Source organism: Wohlfahrtiimonas sp. XWW7 (genome assembly GCF_056716055.1).
The window spans coordinates 1,274,060-1,290,000 of record NZ_CP168032.1; the positions used below are offsets into that span (position 1 = coordinate 1,274,060).

General features: G+C 36.9%; 16 protein-coding genes. 9 read left to right on the forward strand and 7 right to left on the reverse strand.

Annotated elements, in window-relative coordinates:
- Positions 1-5: 5 nt before the first annotated feature.
- Genes murA through ACA100_RS06150 form a run of 5 tightly spaced genes read right to left on the reverse strand, consistent with a single transcriptional unit; the run spans position 6 to position 3,707 of the window.
- A complete protein-coding gene (murA, locus tag ACA100_RS06130; RefSeq protein ID WP_481079079.1) occupies positions 6-1,283 on the reverse strand; it encodes a UDP-N-acetylglucosamine 1-carboxyvinyltransferase in 1,278 nt (425 codons plus the stop codon).
- Positions 1,273-1,524 carry a BolA family protein gene (locus ACA100_RS06135; RefSeq protein WP_481079080.1) on the reverse strand — a complete coding sequence of 84 codons (252 nt, stop codon included), beginning with the start codon at positions 1,522-1,524 and terminating at the stop codon, positions 1,273-1,275. Before ACA100_RS06135 ends, murA begins: the two co-directional genes overlap by 11 nt.
- Positions 1,525-1,542: 18 nt before the next feature.
- Positions 1,543-2,238: an orotidine-5'-phosphate decarboxylase gene (pyrF, locus tag ACA100_RS06140; protein ID WP_481079081.1), complete on the reverse strand. Its 696-nt coding sequence runs from the start codon at positions 2,236-2,238 to the stop codon at positions 1,543-1,545.
- 13 nt (positions 2,239-2,251) lie between these two features.
- The gene (locus ACA100_RS06145) at positions 2,252-3,406 is read right to left on the reverse strand and encodes a hypothetical protein (RefSeq protein ID WP_481076839.1); all 1,155 of its coding nucleotides are present in this window, start codon (positions 3,404-3,406) and stop codon (positions 2,252-2,254) included.
- Between the two features lie 4 nt (positions 3,407-3,410).
- Complete coding sequence (locus tag ACA100_RS06150; protein ID WP_481076840.1) at positions 3,411-3,707, reverse strand: lipopolysaccharide assembly protein LapA domain-containing protein; 297 nt, start codon at positions 3,705-3,707, stop codon at positions 3,411-3,413.
- 266 nt (positions 3,708-3,973) lie between these two features.
- Here ACA100_RS06150 and ACA100_RS06155 point away from each other — a divergent pair, with 266 nt between their 5' ends.
- The 6 genes from ACA100_RS06155 (at position 3,974) to ACA100_RS06180 (ending at position 8,748) form a co-directional block, all read left to right on the forward strand.
- Positions 3,974-5,578, forward strand: coding sequence for a helicase-related protein (locus tag ACA100_RS06155; protein ID WP_481076841.1), 1,605 nt, complete (start codon positions 3,974-3,976; stop codon positions 5,576-5,578).
- Positions 5,579-5,750: 172 nt separating this feature from the next.
- Complete coding sequence (locus tag ACA100_RS06160) at positions 5,751-5,942, forward strand: PA3496 family putative envelope integrity protein (RefSeq protein WP_481076842.1); 192 nt, start codon at positions 5,751-5,753, stop codon at positions 5,940-5,942.
- Between the two features lie 66 nt (positions 5,943-6,008).
- Positions 6,009-6,581, forward strand: a complete 573-nt coding sequence (grpE, locus tag ACA100_RS06165) for a nucleotide exchange factor GrpE (protein WP_481076843.1) — start codon at positions 6,009-6,011, stop codon at positions 6,579-6,581.
- Positions 6,582-6,663: 82 nt separating this feature from the next.
- A complete protein-coding gene (locus ACA100_RS06170) occupies positions 6,664-7,089 on the forward strand; it encodes a VOC family protein (protein WP_481076844.1) in 426 nt (141 codons plus the stop codon).
- Between the two features lie 2 nt (positions 7,090-7,091).
- A complete protein-coding gene (gene greA, locus ACA100_RS06175) occupies positions 7,092-7,568 on the forward strand; it encodes a transcription elongation factor GreA (protein WP_481076845.1) in 477 nt (158 codons plus the stop codon).
- Position 7,569: 1 nt separating this feature from the next.
- Positions 7,570-8,748, forward strand: a complete 1,179-nt coding sequence (locus ACA100_RS06180) for an AI-2E family transporter (RefSeq protein WP_481076846.1) — start codon at positions 7,570-7,572, stop codon at positions 8,746-8,748.
- 57 nt (positions 8,749-8,805) lie between these two features.
- On the opposite strand, the gene hemJ is transcribed toward ACA100_RS06180, so the two are convergent.
- Together hemJ and ACA100_RS06190 are read right to left on the reverse strand one after the other, a co-directional pair.
- Positions 8,806-9,240: a protoporphyrinogen oxidase HemJ gene (gene hemJ, locus ACA100_RS06185; protein WP_481076847.1), complete on the reverse strand. Its 435-nt coding sequence runs from the start codon at positions 9,238-9,240 to the stop codon at positions 8,806-8,808.
- A 94-nt stretch (positions 9,241-9,334) separates the two neighbouring features.
- A complete protein-coding gene (locus ACA100_RS06190) occupies positions 9,335-12,898 on the reverse strand; it encodes a pilus assembly protein (protein ID WP_481076848.1) in 3,564 nt (1,187 codons plus the stop codon).
- Between the two features lie 315 nt (positions 12,899-13,213).
- On the opposite strand from ACA100_RS06190, the gene ispG reads away from it, so the two are divergent.
- The 3 genes from ispG to ACA100_RS06205 are packed head-to-tail and all read left to right on the forward strand — an operon-like array spanning position 13,214 to position 15,904.
- Positions 13,214-14,434 carry a flavodoxin-dependent (E)-4-hydroxy-3-methylbut-2-enyl-diphosphate synthase gene (gene ispG / locus ACA100_RS06195; protein ID WP_481076849.1) on the forward strand — a complete coding sequence of 407 codons (1,221 nt, stop codon included), beginning with the start codon at positions 13,214-13,216 and terminating at the stop codon, positions 14,432-14,434.
- A complete protein-coding gene (gene trmB, locus ACA100_RS06200; protein ID WP_481076850.1) occupies positions 14,409-15,125 on the forward strand; it encodes a tRNA (guanosine(46)-N7)-methyltransferase TrmB in 717 nt (238 codons plus the stop codon). The genes ispG and trmB overlap by 26 nt, the downstream gene beginning before the upstream one ends.
- A gap of 32 nt (positions 15,126-15,157) precedes the next feature.
- Positions 15,158-15,904 (forward strand): transglycosylase SLT domain-containing protein, encoded by a 747-nt coding sequence (locus tag ACA100_RS06205; RefSeq protein ID WP_481076851.1) that lies wholly within the window; start codon positions 15,158-15,160, stop codon positions 15,902-15,904.
- Positions 15,905-15,941: the final 37 nt, after the last annotated feature.

Below are 15,941 nucleotides of genomic sequence, written 5' to 3' on the forward strand. Positions count from 1 at the left end.
AAAAATTAGATGCGTTTAATTTTAGCGCCTAAAGATGTGAGTTTTTTCTCAATCCCATCATAGCCACGATCTAAATGGAATATTTGATCCATTGTTGTTGTACCTTCAGCAACTAAACCAGCTAAAATCAATGCCGCTGATGCACGTAGATCCGTTGCTGAAACTTCAGCGCCTGAAAGCTTATCAATACCAGTTATGATAGCCATATGATCTTCGATACGAATATTTGCACCCATTCGGCTAAGTTCATTGGCATGCATGAAACGATTTTCAAAGATTGTTTCAATGATGGTGGATTTACCCTCAGCAACGGTTGCTAATGCCATGAATTGTGCTTGCATATCGGTTGCAAATTTTGGATAAGGTTGTGTTTTAATATCAATGGCTTGAAGTTTTTTAGCTTTTGGATATACTCGAACAAAATCTTTACCAACTTCAACGCCGCATCCTGTTTCCAATAATGCCTCAATCGTTGCTTCTTGGTGAGTAGGATTGCACTGATTAACAGTAACATCACCATAAGTCATTGCACCAGCAACCAGATAAGTACCCACTTCAATGCGATCAGGCATGATTGTATGTTCACCGCCTGTTAATTTATCTACGCCATCAATGACTAAACGTGCTGTGCCAATCCCTTGGATTTTAGCCCCCAATGTGACTAACATGTCACATAGATCTACAACTTCAGGTTCTTGAGCAGTGTTTTCTAAAATGGTTTGACCATCTGCCAGTACTGCAGCCATGATGATATTTTCAGCGCCAGTTACAGTGATCATATCAAAAGTGAAATGATTGCCTTTTAAGCGAGATTTGTTTTCTGTGGATGCATAAACGTAACCATTTTTTAATTCGATATTGGCATTCAAAGCTTCTAAGCCCTTTAAATGCTGATCAACGGGGCGGCTACCAATGGCACAGCCACCAGGCAATGATACTTCTGCTGAGCCAAATTTACTGACTAACGGTCCCAATACAAGGATTGATGCACGCATTAAGCGTACAAGATCATGGCTTGCTCGAATTTTAGTGATGCTTCTTGGATCAATAACAACTGTATTGCCAGTAATTTCAACTTTTGCACCCAAATCTTTTAAAAGATCTGTTAACACAATGACATCTTGTAGTTTTGGTACATTATGAAGTGTAACAGGTTCTGATGCTAAAATTGTCGCGGCCAAGATTGGTAATACAGCATTTTTGGCACCGCTTGCAACAACGGAACCATTTAATGGGCCATTGCCTTCAATGATTAATTTAGGAACGTGTTCATTAGAGTGCATGTACTCGCTCCCAATCTGCTGGCGTATAAGTATGGACAGACAAAGCATGTATTTCATCTGTTTGCATTGCATCACCCAATGTTGCATAGACTAATTTATGCTGTTTTAATTTACCAACACCTACAAATGCTTCACTGACAACAATTGCATCAAAATGACGACCATCATCACCAGTTACAAGGATGTATTCACACTTTAAACCAGCTTCAATTCGTTTAGTAACTTCTTCTTTAGTCATCATAATTACTATCTCCTAAAATTAAATAGAAAGGGTAGAAATAATATATTGCAGAGCTTCGCGAGGATCTTCTGCACGTGTAATTGGTCGGCCAATAACTAGATAGTTTGCCCCTTCTTTAACTGCATTGGCAGGTGTCATAATGCGGACTTGATCATCTGCAATGCTGTTATCTAAGCGGATGCCGGGGCAAACAGTCACTAAATCTGGCTGAATTTCTTTAATCATTTTTGCTTCATTGGCTGATGAAACAACACCATCTAAACCACAGTCTGCAACTAAGTTTGCTAAACGTGTTACGATTTCATCTTTATTGCCCATCAAGCCAATTTCATGAGCCATTTCATCGCTCATGCTTGTTAATAATGTGACTGCGATTAATAAGGGTGGCTTGTTGTATCCTGCTAAAATTTCTTTAGCGTCACACATCATTTTTCGTCCGCCCATTGCATGAAGATCAACCATCCAAACACCTAGTTCGGCTGCCATTTTAACTGCGCTTGCTACTGTATTTGGGATGTCATGGAATTTAAGATCTAGAAAGACTTCAAAGCCTTTATTTTGCATCTGTTCAACGATACTTGGCCCTGCTAATGTAAATAACTCTTTGCCAACTTTTAAACGACAAAGTTTTGGATCTAAAGCATCCATTAAGTTTAGCGCTGCACGCTCGTCGGCAACATCAACGGCTACGATGATGGGTGAAGTCGTTTGCATAAATTCCTCTTAACTATTTTTGTAAAGCTATAATATCAGAAACAGGCACTGCTGTATTCCAAGATTGGCAACTAGGGCAGTGCCATTGTAAGTTCTTTGAGATAAATCCACATTTTTCGCAGCGGAACTGTGCGTAATAATCGATCACATGGTGAAATGTGTGATGATAGAGTTCAAATAGCTCTTGCTGGCTGCTTTTTTCTAATGACTGTAATTGATTAAGTAATGTGATCCCATGAAGATTTTTTGTTTCTTTCAGTGTGATTGTTAAATATTCAATAGCCTTATGAATGGATTCATTCATGACCAAAAGATGGGTTTTCCAAATTTTCAAGTAAAAATATGTTGGATAATGTTCTATCTGTTGATCCAACCATTTTGGAAAGTATTTGCTATCTTCAGACATCATTGCTTGATAAGCGATAGGGATGATCAATGGAATGAGCGAAGCTTGTTGATTGGATAGTAAATTTAATTGCTCAATCACTATTGGATATTGTTGTTGATGGAGCGCAATATAGGCTTTGATCAGGCTAATGCGTGCTAAATTTGGCGAGATGTGAAAAGCTTGCTCTGTCCAAAAGGTTGCTTGATCAAATTGGTGATCATTGATGGATTGCTCGGCTAATTCACAATAAAGATGAGCAACTTCTGTTGCATATAGATTTTTATAATTCTCGATGCGTTCATACATACCTGTTGCTTGTAGCCAATCATTTTGTTGTTTATAAAGTGCAGCTAACTTGAGGGCAGCAAAATCGTGATGTGGCGTGGAGAGTAATTCACGTAATGTATTTTCAGAGCGATCAAAAATACCTGCAATGCTGTAATCTTCTGCTAAAGAGATGAGAACTTGATGGCGATGTATGTCATTGATTGAAAGAGTGGAGAGGAGTTGCTCATGCAGCTCGATGGCTTTATCGACTTCTCCACGTCTGCGATAAGCATCTCCAAGCGTTAAAGTGAAATTGATACCTTCATCTTCTATGTTGAGAGGAATAGATGAATCTGAAGACTTTGAAGGTTTGATGGAGTCTTGCTCTTTTTCAAGGTAATAGCGAAGGTTTAAATATTGGTGAAGTTTACGTTTTCTAGAGCTATCAACTTTAGCTGCGTACCAACCAATAATTAAACCTAACGGCAGTAAGATCCATATATATTCAAACATGAATTTATAATGCTGTATCTTCTTGTAGTTTTTTCAAAGATTTTTTGGCTGCTTTTAATTCACGTTTTTGTCGCCAAGCATCGCCGAAAGAACCAATGCTTAAAATTAATGTCACTATGATTCCGCAGAATGCTCCGACCAAAAAGATGATGCTAATAAAGCCTGGCATGATGAGTTTGGTTTCACCAAATAGGTAGTCAAAATCAACAGATGCGCCTCTATTCAAATAGAGAATGAAGAATATAAAGGTTAGAAACAATAAAAATAAAACAAAATTTATCCATTTAATAATCTTTTTCATTCTGTTCCTTAAAGTGGTACGAAAAGTATAATGAAGGATTATACCGAAGTTATAAATAAATTGTTGCAGTAACGAATTAAAAAATGACTTCTCTGATATTATTAAGTATAGTAGTTGGACACTGACCAAAAATATTAGAGATGGCTTGATGGATGATCAGCCCATAAGTTCTCTGTATCGGTATAAGTTTTGAATTATTGCATTCGGGGATCAAATTCTGTTTCTGTCTGGATGTTCTCTTGGGAATTGTTATATAAAAGTTTACGATGAACAAAAAAATTACTGTTGATTCATGTGATACGTTGGGTGATCACACTAAGCAGGTTGCTCTTGCCCATCCTGAAATGAAAATGCTAAATGCAACGTCAATTATGAATAAGGAAACTCTCCAATTTATTCTATCTGAATGTCAAAAGTTTGACGGTAAACGTCCGATGATTGTCTTAAGCACTACTGTGTCAGGATGTTTTGATGTTGCTTTGTTGTTAGAACGAGTATTAGGGCAGGATAAGATCCAAGTGGTTTATCCTCATACAGCACAAAAGGCTTTATTGGATAAAGCTGTTGTTGTATCACCAGTGATGACACTGCAGTTAACATCACCTTTGACAGAAGCAATGGCTAATTGCAGTCATTTGATTGTGATCTTAGAAGAAGGTTTGAATATTGCAGGTAATATTATCAAGCCTTTTCTCAATCAATTATCAACAGATTGTAAAGTATTATCTTTAACTGGTTTTAGAGTTCCGCAGGCAAAGAAAGTCGTTGAACAAAAGCAAACTGTCATTATTGAAGTTGAAGATGAAACACCTTCAGAACAAGTTGCTGAATTGGCTTTGATTGTGGAGCCAGAAACTGTTGAGTCAACAGGATCTATTGCTTTACAAGTTGAAGCAGAGAAGTCTGAGCCTAAAACCACGAATGATTTGAATGATGAAACTATTAATGAGCATCATATTGTACTTGTGGATCGTAATTTTAAACGATCATATTTGCGTAATCGATTAAAAGGATCAGAGAAGAAAACTTTAATCATCACGCGTACTCGGCACAATGCACATCGTTTGGAAGAGTATTTGTATCAAGGTAAGGTACGTTCTAGAATTTTACATGCTAATTTATCTGATGAAGCTAAAGAAAAGGTGATCGAACGTTTTACATCTAGTGATTTATCTGTACTTTTGCTACCAGAAGCAGTTGCGCAAACAATTGAATTGAATGGAATCGATGATATTATTTTCTTTGATTTACCAGATGTTGGTTTAGAATTTAAAGAGCGCATTAATACAATTGGTAGCCGTTTTGATGTTCAAAATACATCTTCAATTGTAACCTTGGATGAGGTTCCGTGGGTTGAATCTATGGAGCAAGAATTGAAATGGACATTGCCAAAAGTTCAACCTGCGCCACCACAACGTTCTCACAATATTCTTCGCATAAAGAATCGTAACAATAAAGATAAACCAGAAAAAACGGAGAAACGTGTTGGCGTGAATCGTGGTTTGCGTAAATTAGGTGGTAAAAATAACAATAATCAACAACAGAAGAAGCGCTCTAATCATTTTGCCGCAAAACAACAAATGCAAGATGATTTTAACAATGATCATAATTCAATTTCTCACCAATCTGATGATCCATTTAACAGTGTGAACCAATCCATTGTGAATGAAAATCGTAATCCATTTGCATTTGACTCTTTTGAAGCTAGCGTTTCTCGCCAAAATAAACAAAGAGTTAAGCAGTTATTTAATCGTAAAGAGAAACCTATGAAAGAGGTTCAAAGCGATTTTAATGTGCAAAGATCTGAGAAGAAAAATGTCAAAATTATGCATAAAAAAAAGCGAACTTTTGACATTGATGGTAATCAATAAGTTCAATAAATTGACAGAAAATCATTCTGATTAAAAATTATTATTTATCAATGAGCTAATACTGTAATCAGTATTAGCTTTTTTTATTCTTGTAAAAAAAAATATCAATATTGTTGCTTTTTTAGAAGATTCATATATAAGGCTGTTATAAATTTATAAAAGTGAGGTTTATATGAAAACTGATTTCGAAGATGATAATGATTTAATGGATGAAGATTCTGTTGAAGAAGAAGAAATTCCTGAGGTGAAGTTATCTCAGTCTCAAGCATGGCGTGATATTGAAGCAAAGCGTGAAGAGCGTGCGCTTTTAAAACGTTTGGAAAAAGAGTATGACTTGGATGGTTTAGATGATTGGGATGATTAATGACTTGAAAAAGTCAGATTGATCCTCATGATAAGTAAACTGTTCAATAAGTTTAAGGGAAAAAGTATGAGTAATACTGAAAAAGAGAAAGAGCTATCTGAAGCAACAGAAGAAGTGTTGGTAGAAGAATCAACTGTTGATGGAGATGTTTCAGAATCTTTGGATGAACTTGATTTGGTTTCACAAGTTGAGAAACTAACGCAGGAAAAAGAAGCACTTTTTCAACGTTTATTGGTTTCAGAAGCAGATATGAAAAATTTGCGTAGAAGAACTGAAATTGATTTGGCTAATGCACATAAATTTTCATTGGAAAAATTCGTAAAAGAACTATTACCTTGTTTAGATGCTGTAGAAGCAGAGATTAATGAATTAAATAAAAATGAGAATCTCTCGGAAGATTTGGCTCAATTTAAAGAAGGTTCGGAATTAACATACAGAATGTTATTAAATGCTGTAGAAAAATTTGGTGTAAAACAGATTGTACCAACAGGAGAGTCATTGAATCCTGATCTTCACCAAGCCATTGCTGTTGTTCCTATGCCAGGTAAAGAAAGCAATGAGATCATTGATGTGACACAAAAAGGTTATACTTTAAATGACCGATTAGTCCGTGCAGCATTAGTTGTTGTTGCTCAGTAATAATTTTATCTAAATTCAAAGTGATCTATATGTTAAATTACAGTGTAATTTAACTTTAGGTCATTTTTTACAGGAGAAGTGTATGAAATTCCTACATACTATGATTCGTGTTACAGATTTAGAGAAATCACTAGATTTTTACTGTAATATTTTAGGTTTGGTGGAAACTCGTCGCAAAGAATATCCTCAATGGGAATGTACTTTGGTGTATTTAGCTGTGCCAAATGATCCATCTGGTGCAGAAGTAGAATTGACATATAATTGGAATTCTGATGAAAAATATGGCATTGGTCGAGCGTTTGGGCATTTGGCATTTGAAGTAGATAATATTTACGATGTGTGTCAAAAAGTTTTGGATGCAGGCATTGAATTAAATGTTCCACCAAAAGATGGTTGGATGGCATTCTTTAGATCGCCAGATGACATCTCAATTGAGTTGTTACAAAAAGGTGAAAAGCTCGAGCCTAAAGAGCCTTGGATTAATATGGAAAATAAGGGTTGGTGGTAAATATGCAAAAATTCCCAATGACAGTGGAAGGCGCTGAAGCATTACGTAATGAAATTCATGATTTAAAAACGGTGCAACGCCCACAAGTTATCGCTGCAATTGCTGAAGCAAGAGAGCATGGTGACTTGAAGGAGAATGCTGAATATCATGCTGCGCGTGAGCAGCAGGGATTCATCGAGGCACGTTTAGCTGATTATGAAGCTCGTTTATCTAATGCTCAAATCATTGATGTGAAGGCAATTGCACCAACGGGCAAAGTAATTTTTGGTACAACTATCACTTTATTGAATTTAGATACTGATAAAGAAGTGACTTACAAAATTGTTGGTGAGCATGAAGCAAATGTTAAGCAAGGTATGTTGTCTGTGACTTCACCGATTGCACGTGCATTAATTGGTAAAGAAGAAGGCGACGAAGTTCGTATTGAGACACCAGGCGGTGTACAATTGTACGAAATTCTAACAGTTGAGCATCTCTAAAATGAACACGAAGCATACGGCAGCTTTTAAACCACTCACCTATCATCCATTAGGTAAGTGGTTAATATTGTCGCTTCTATTTGCGGGCGTCTATTTTTTTCATCAGTTTTTTGCACCAGGATTAGCGGCGATTATCATTGCAGTTGTGACTTGGCCCACATATCGTGATTTGCTGAAACTGTTAAAAGGACGCTCGACAATTGCTTCTAGTATCGCAATTGTCTTTATAACACTTTTGATTGTTCTGCCAGTACTGTGGCTTGGTCATTACTTGTTATTTGAATTTAAAGGATTCAGCAACTGGTTAGTTCAATTGAATCGTTATGGCAGTGTAACACCTGAGTGGATTAAGAATTTACCGTTTGCAGGCTCACATTTAGATGAATTATGGCTTGAATACCTAGGTAAAGAGAATGGTTTAAATGAATTATTACAATTGGCTGGCTTACAGCGTGTAACTGGTTTTGCCAATTACATTTTGGCATTGGGTAAAAGCTTTGCAAGTGCAGGTTTTTATTTACTGTTTATCCTAATTATTTTGTTCTTTTTATATAAAGATGGCAAAAAGCTTCAAGGTAATATGGCTAAGGTCGGGCATATTATTTTCCTTGAACGATGGGAAAGGATGTCAGGTGTTATTCCTATTATGATTCGCTCTACGGTAATGGGAATGGTGATCATTGCTATTGGTGAAGGGATTGTGTTCGGTATCGTTTATTGGTTGGTGGGAATTCCATCATCTACGGCTTTGACTTTAGGGATTATCACTGGGATTTGTGCGTTAATTCCAGGTGGTGCACCTTTATCGATGACAATGGTTTCACTGTATTTAGTGGGTAGTGGCACTGTAACACAGGGGATCATTTTATTTTCTTGGGGCACATGTCAACTTTTTATTGTGGATAAAACAATTCGCCCACGTTTAGTTGGTGGTCCTGCTAAATTACCTTTTTTACCAACATTTTTTGGTTTAGTGGGTGGTTTGCAAACGATGGGATTGTTAGGACTATTTATTGGCCCTGTATTGATGGCGCTTATTTTAGTGATTTGGCGAGAATGGGTCTATGATGAAGAGCACATTAAGGTTGATGATAGAACTGTGATTCGACGTAAAGGGCGAATAAAACGCCCAAGATTACGTCGTCATGTTCAAAAGTCTAAGGACATCGATGATGAATAATAAAAAACCTGCAATGGCTTCATTGCAGGTTTTTTATTGCATAATATTTAAAATTTTTTAACCAAAGGAGATCGGTGTTTTTAGTACAGCTAAGAAAACAATAGCAACTAACAATAGTGTTGGTAATTCATTGAATAAACGATAAAACTTATGTGTATGTGTATTGATATCTAATCTAAATTTTTTCACATATATTCTACAAAATACATGGTAAGCAACTAAAAATACAACTAATAGTAACTTGATATGCAACCATGCCATTTTCATAATGCTAGGATTTTGAATGATTAATGTAATTCCTAGGGCAATTGTAAAAAATGCACCAATATCCATCATAATGGCCAATTTACGTTCCATTACTTTGAATGTTTCACTGGTATTATGATCTTTGTTCATTGCGTGATAAACAAATAACCTTGGTAAATAAAATAAACCTGCAAACCATGTCACCATAGCGATGATGTGTAGAGCCTTATAGGCAGTGTAACTCATAGTATTTCTCCCTAGAAAAAAGTAATCTATTGTAACACTCCGCAATAAAAAATAGCCCATGCATTTCTGTATGGGCTATATGATTAATAATATTTTAATAAAGATTCTGAATGCTGATACGTTTTGGAAATAATGGTATTGGATCAGGTGCATCAGGTACATCGATACATGTGATATCTTGACCGTCATCCCCCGTGATTGTGCCGCAGCCATTCACCAATATTGCTTCTTCTTTTGGGCGACTGCCTCGGTTGCCACCAAGAAGGTTAGCCAAACCTGCATTATTACCCCAAATTTCATCAGCAATCTTTTCAGCAATCTCTTCATCGACAGTATCTTCTAAACCATCGCCACCACCAGAAAGTTCACTTTGTGTATAAATACCTGGAGCTGTTGGAATACCTGGTGTAACGCTTTTTGTAACAACAGAACTTCGTTTAGTTCCGCTGGATTGGCCATCTGTGAGAGATAGGAAAAATACTTTACCAAAGGCTTCATCTTGGATACATGGATCATAATAAGGATCATCCTCTGATAGCAACATCATTTCATTGTTGCCCCATGTAGAGAAAACGATAGAGCCATCTGTTCTTGCTGGTGATAAAACAACTCGTTCCCCTTTGCCATCTGTATTGAGAGGAATATACCAGCCGTATTGAGATTTTGATTTAGAAACAACAGAAACAGTACCGATCGCATGATCAGAGTCGTGCACAATGTTATTGTATTCAGTTTTCATTGTATTTTTACCAAGATGCTTTAATGTTAAGCCATATTTGCCTGTATCTTTAACACCATAAATGTATTGGAGAACTTTTGAATCAGGACCACGATCTTGTTGTTCATCAGCGTTGCGGCCTGTGCCAAAATATACCCAAACATCATTGCCAGATTTCACTAGCATAGGTTTTACAGTGATAGGATTGTATGAGTTGGCAGGTTTAAGTAAAGTTTCCACGCGTTTTGCTGTAAGATCTTCATTAAATTCTACCTTGTATAATTTACCACTGAGATCGCCAACATATGCTGCGACAATTCGTTGATAACCATTGTGATCTCTCTCTACAACGATTGCAGGGCTTGATGCACCACCGCCTTTATTGTTGAGAATGATCTCTTGTAATAATTCACCCGTATAAGCATTGATGAGGTAAAGAGATGAAATTGAATTGCCCCAGCCATTACCAAATACAGCAACGCCTTCCGCTTGGCCATCATAATAGCGATTAAAGAATTCAAAATCTGAGTATGTATAACCTAGATTTTCAAAGCCACGAGTTTTATAGTGTCCTTCATTAGAGATTTCAAATAATGGTTTGAAGAAATGGTTGTCCCAGCCAAATCTAGGATTGTTGTCACGATCAACACCTGTGAGGACAGTTTCATAAATTCGATAAGCTGCGATGCCTTTACCACCAGCGCCCATTGCCGAATAACCAACTGTAGAAAACTTATCGTTATTTTTACCTCTATGTTTAAAATCAAATAAATTGACAGGTCCATCCATAGTGAAATTAAATGGTTTTCTTCTTAATGCAATTTCATCTAAGCGTTGTGCTAGAAAGCCAGGGAAATAGCCAGCATAACGTTGTCCTGCCCATGGATTACTTTTGAAATGATTCGGTCCTTTTTCTGCATGAATTAAATTAATCACACCATCATTACTATTGGTGATGATTAAGTTCCACCAAAAGTTGGAAGATCTATGCAGCACAAAGTGACTCATTTCAGATTGCAAATGCTTACTCATAGTTTTGAGATTTAAATATGATCTATCTTTTGCAAAATATGCGAGATTAGAATGAACAATAGATCCCATAGCAACAGGGCGAGAGTTCACTCGATACATATCTTTATAGCCACCGTGATCAAATTGTTGAACGCCCCATAAATATATGGTTAAACGATCCCATAAGATTGAGTTGTAAGCTGCATTGTAGGCGTTATATAAATAACCCGTCCACATTGGTGCATCATAAGGTTTTGCTGTACCACCTTTTTTAGGATAGGCCATGGTTCTTAGCCAACCTTGAGCACCGCGAACTTTTTGATTGGTCGTCCAAAGTGGTTCTTTTGCCCAGTTATTGAGTGATTTATCCCATGCATATGCTTCAATGACACCTGTGCGTTGTGGCAAATTATAATGAGACTTATAGCGAATTGTATCTTCAGTGCGCTGATATTGATCTTCAAAAGCAGAGGTACTACTTGAAGGGATGGTATCACCTCTTAAAATTGTATCCATGCTTTCAACAGCAAGTGCATAATCAGTCACTTCATAATTGTAATAACCAACTTTGGTTGCTCGCGTTGCTTTTTCAATTTTACCTTTAGTGCCACCTGGTAAATATGCATTGCCCATAGTTACACCGTCATATTCAATAAAATTACCACCAGGATTGAAAAGTAAAGCGTTGAGAACGACATTTTGTGTTTTTGACCCTTGCGCATACCAGTTTTTACCCGCGGCATCTACAGCAGGAAAGTTATTAGTATTGTGATATTTAGCGTTTCTAATATCATAATTGCGGAGCATTTTTCCAACAGTGACATAATCATTGCCAATTTCTGCGCCCCAGCCATAAGCACGATATCGACTGGTATAGAATTGACCATCATCAGAAACCCATTTGCCATTATCTGGTACTTCATGAGGATAGTAATATAAGAAAGATGGATCACTATCTTTATCTCGTGCGGGATCTTGTGGCCTACGTGTGTCAGCTTTCAGAATTGGTAAAATGCCCAAGCCTTCTTGTAAACCATTTGTGAGAAATACAACATGGTTTTTAGTGCAACGATATTTCAAAGGGCTTTTGTGTTGTTTGAAATCCCATTGTGTACCATTAGTATCTGTCCAGTAACCTTGTCGAGTTTCTCCGATTGGAAATCCTCTAAAATATAAACTCATTTGATACATGGCATTGAGCATAGGCGCGTTATTAATTCGCTTAACATCACTTTTTAAAACATAGTCATTTGTTGTGACTTTATCAATAAAGTCATACATTTTTTGATAGGCACTATTGGGCGAATTCTCATCTTCTTTAGATAAATCAGTAATTGGAACGCCAATATGATTCATATTGATAGTATTTTGCGCTTGTGTCCAAGAAAGCCCTTCTGGTGCATATGGGCCATACGTGCCAACGCCGATATATGCACTGTCCGCATATTGTCGGATTAAGTTTTTCAAAAGGGGATTGATCATCTCTACTTTAGATAAAGTAGCACAAGCAACAATTGGTATACTTTCAGCATAGATTGGATTTCCCTGCGCATCTTTATGGTCTTGTGGGACAAATGGAACATATTTGCCTGTTTTGAATGGATCATATAAATCACTCGATTGACGGTTATCAGGATCCGCTGATAGATACTCTTTAGTAGCATCATCAACAATTTTTCGCCATTGTGTTGAGTTTGGAGTTTGACACACAGGTTTACCAAATTCAGAATAGTGTTCGCTAACCCACATATGATCTTTATTAAGATTAACCATTCCCCAACCAGTATCAATATTGAAAAAGATATTGGGCTTAGGTGGATTTGCATGTGCAAGAGGTTTCTGAGCAGGTGTAAATGTTGGTATTTCTGCTATTGAAGGTGTTAATCCCAAATGCATGATGGCTAATGCTATAGCTGTTATTTTTCTCATGATTGAATACCTCGATCGATAGGATTTTTTAAAGTTTTTGAAATGGATAGAATGTTAGTTTTTGATTAAAAGTGTTAATTTTTATTATTTAAAGAAAATATATTATAACATAAGAAAAGAACAAATCCATTTTTATAGGTATTTTAATATTCGAACTTTATTAATTATTTCATTGCATTTTATAAACTTTTAATAGAATGAAGGTGATAGGTTTTAAATATTTGATTTCAATAAATGATTGATTCATTTCTTGAGTTATCATGAACACTTAGCGATAATAAGCGCTTTAAACTTAACTTAGGATTTGTGCCCCAAATGGCTGATACAATTGTGCGACGCAAAACAACTCAAGTGATGGTTGGTAATGTTGGGATTGGTTCTGATTATCCGATTAGAGTGCAATCTATGACTAATACTGATACTGAAGATGTGATTGCGACCACTCAACAGATTATGGAGTTAGCAGATGTTGGCTCTGAATTGGTTAGAATTACAGTAAACACTGATAAAGCAGCTCAAGCAGTACCTGAGATTGTGAATAGATTGGCAAAACATGGTTACGATACACCTGTGATCGGTGATTTTCACTTTAATGGTCATAGATTATTGAGTAAAACACCTGAATGTGCAGCAGCCTTAGCGAAATTGCGTATCAATCCAGGAAATGTAGGGCGCGGACAGAAACGAGATGAGCAATTTGCAAGTTTAATTGAAATGGCTGTTCGTTATCAGAAACCTGTTCGTATTGGTGTTAATTGGGGCAGTTTAGATCAAGAGGTTTTAGCAAGATTATTCAATGAAAATCAAACAAGGGCGATTCCTTTGGCCAATGATATGATTATGCGAGAAGCGATGATTGTGTCAGCGATGGAAAGTGTTGCTTATGCAAAATCCTTAGGATTACGTGATGATCAAATGATTCTATCCGTGAAAGTGAGCCAATGCCAAGATTTGATTTCTGTATATCAAGACATTGCAGGTAAAACAGATCTACCATTGCATTTGGGTTTAACAGAAGCGGGAATGGGCACAAAAGGTATTGTAGCCTCTTCAGCAGCATTGTCTGTCATTTTACAACAAGGTATTGGTGATACAATTCGTGTATCTTTGACGCCGTTGCCAGGCGCACCACGGACAGAGGAAGTATTGGTAGGTAAAGATATTTTACAAAGCTTAGGTTTTCGTTTATTTACACCGAAAGTAACAGCATGTCCTGGTTGCGGGCGCACAAGTAGTGATTATTTCCAGCGTTTAGCACAAGATATTCAAGGGCATTTAGATGATGCAATGCCAAAGTGGAAAACAGTTTATCCTGGTGTTGAATCGATGGTCGTTGCTGTGATGGGCTGTGTTGTGAATGGTCCAGGAGAATCAAAGTTGGCAAATATTGGTATTAGCTTGCCTGGTAGCGGGGAAGCGCCAGTTGCACCAGTATATGAAGATGGACAAAAAACGGTGACTTTAAAAGGTGATCGTATTGCAGATGAATTTAAAGAGATAGTCAAAAAGTATGTCGAAAGAACTTATGGACAATAAAGAAGAGAATCACAAGCCAGTATATATGCGTGAAATTCGCAGTTTTGTGAAACGAGAAGGTCGTTTAACGCCAGGACAAGATCGTATTTTAGCGGACAGTCCGTATTTGGTTCGTTCAGCAATGCTAGAAAATGGTTTAGATTTAGATCAACTATTTGGTAGAAAGAATACTCAGCGCACGTTAGAGATTGGTTTTGGTAATGGTGAATCATTGGCAACAATGGCGGAAGCTGAATTGGATCGTGATTTTTTAGGTGTTGAAGTCCATCGCCCAGGTGTTGGTCATTTGTTATTAGAAGTTGAAAAACGTAATTTAACAAATTTATTTGCCGCAAATGAGGACGCAGTGGAATTATTGAAGCATAAGATCAAAGATGAAAGTTTTGATCGTGTGCAAATTTTCTTTGCAGATCCATGGCATAAAAAGAAGCATCATAAACGTCGCTTAGTGCAAAATGAATTTGTCACAATGTTGGCTAAAAAGATGGTGAAAGGTGGTGTTTTGCATTTAGCTACAGATTGGCAGCATTATGCAGAACAAATGATGGAAGTATTATCCGAACATCCTGATTTTGAAAATTGTTACGAAGAGTATGCGCCTCGCCCTGATTTTCGTCCAAAAACTAAGTTTGAAGCTCGTGGTGAAAGATTAGGTCACGGTGTTTGGGATATTATGTTTAAACGTCGTTAAACATAACTTGAAAATTACTGTAATATGAACGAATGATAATAAGAATAATCGTTGGATCTTTTATGCTATTAGTTTGTCAGCTCAGTGCATGGGCTGACATTTACTCATATCTAGATGAATATGGACAAACGCATTATGTGAATTATCCTGTCAAAGGTGGGAAATTAATTCAGCGTTTATCTCCCATTATAGATGATAAAGATGCTGTCGAGAATGTTCAGCAGTTATTGAGCAATCCAAGGTTTAGTCGTAAAGTTACAATGCGCGCCGACGTTGAAGATTTTCAAGGTAATTTTCCTCGCCCAAGAGCTTTTGCTAACCATGGTATTGAGGCTGGTGACAAAATGGCTGTGGGCAAAGTATCATTACCTAAAATGAAAGGACGAGATAGCTTTGCGCCTTATATCAATATGGTTGCAAAGCAATATAATTTACAGCCTGCATTATTGCATGCTGTGATTACAGTGGAATCTGCTTACAATCCAAATGCTAAATCACATGCTAATGCTCACGGCTTGATGCAGTTAATTCCTGCTACGGCAGAACGATTTGGTGTCACAGATATTTATGATCCAATTCAGAATATGCAAGGTGGTGCTGCATATTTAAGATATTTATTAGACTACTTTGGTGATGTTTCCTTAGCATTAGCAGGGTATAATGCTGGAGAAGGTGCGGTAAGAAAATACGGAAATAAGATACCGCCTTATAAAGAGACAATGAAATATGTACCTAAAGTGTTAGAGTACTATCAGAAATACCGAGCTCAGGGATACTAAAAGATTAAGAAAAGTAATTTAAGGCTTAAATGATCTA

Excerpts from the sequence above, each read along its gene's own strand:
- ACA100_RS06160 (WP_481076842.1), top strand. The coding sequence starts at position 5,751 with ATGAAAACTGATTTCGAAGATGATAATGATTTAATGGATGAAGATTCT.
- pyrF (WP_481079081.1), bottom strand. The coding sequence starts at position 2,238 with ATGCAAACGACTTCACCCATCATCGTAGCCGTTGATGTTGCCGACGAG.
- ACA100_RS06145 (WP_481076839.1), bottom strand. The coding sequence starts at position 3,406 with ATGTTTGAATATATATGGATCTTACTGCCGTTAGGTTTAATTATTGGT.
- ispG (WP_481076849.1), top strand. The coding sequence starts at position 13,214 with ATGGCTGATACAATTGTGCGACGCAAAACAACTCAAGTGATGGTTGGT.
- grpE (WP_481076843.1), top strand. The coding sequence starts at position 6,009 with ATGAGTAATACTGAAAAAGAGAAAGAGCTATCTGAAGCAACAGAAGAA.
- trmB (WP_481076850.1), top strand. The coding sequence starts at position 14,409 with ATGTCGAAAGAACTTATGGACAATAAAGAAGAGAATCACAAGCCAGTA.
- ACA100_RS06150 (WP_481076840.1), bottom strand. The coding sequence starts at position 3,707 with ATGAAAAAGATTATTAAATGGATAAATTTTGTTTTATTTTTATTGTTT.
- greA (WP_481076845.1), top strand. The coding sequence starts at position 7,092 with ATGCAAAAATTCCCAATGACAGTGGAAGGCGCTGAAGCATTACGTAAT.
- ACA100_RS06190 (WP_481076848.1), bottom strand. The coding sequence starts at position 12,898 with ATGAGAAAAATAACAGCTATAGCATTAGCCATCATGCATTTGGGATTA.
- ACA100_RS06155 (WP_481076841.1), top strand. The coding sequence starts at position 3,974 with ATGAACAAAAAAATTACTGTTGATTCATGTGATACGTTGGGTGATCAC.
- hemJ (WP_481076847.1), bottom strand. The coding sequence starts at position 9,240 with ATGAGTTACACTGCCTATAAGGCTCTACACATCATCGCTATGGTGACA.
- ACA100_RS06135 (WP_481079080.1), bottom strand. The coding sequence starts at position 1,524 with ATGATGACTAAAGAAGAAGTTACTAAACGAATTGAAGCTGGTTTAAAG.
- murA (WP_481079079.1), bottom strand. The coding sequence starts at position 1,283 with ATGCACTCTAATGAACACGTTCCTAAATTAATCATTGAAGGCAATGGC.
- ACA100_RS06180 (WP_481076846.1), top strand. The coding sequence starts at position 7,570 with ATGAACACGAAGCATACGGCAGCTTTTAAACCACTCACCTATCATCCA.
- ACA100_RS06170 (WP_481076844.1), top strand. The coding sequence starts at position 6,664 with ATGAAATTCCTACATACTATGATTCGTGTTACAGATTTAGAGAAATCA.
- ACA100_RS06205 (WP_481076851.1), top strand. The coding sequence starts at position 15,158 with ATGATAATAAGAATAATCGTTGGATCTTTTATGCTATTAGTTTGTCAG.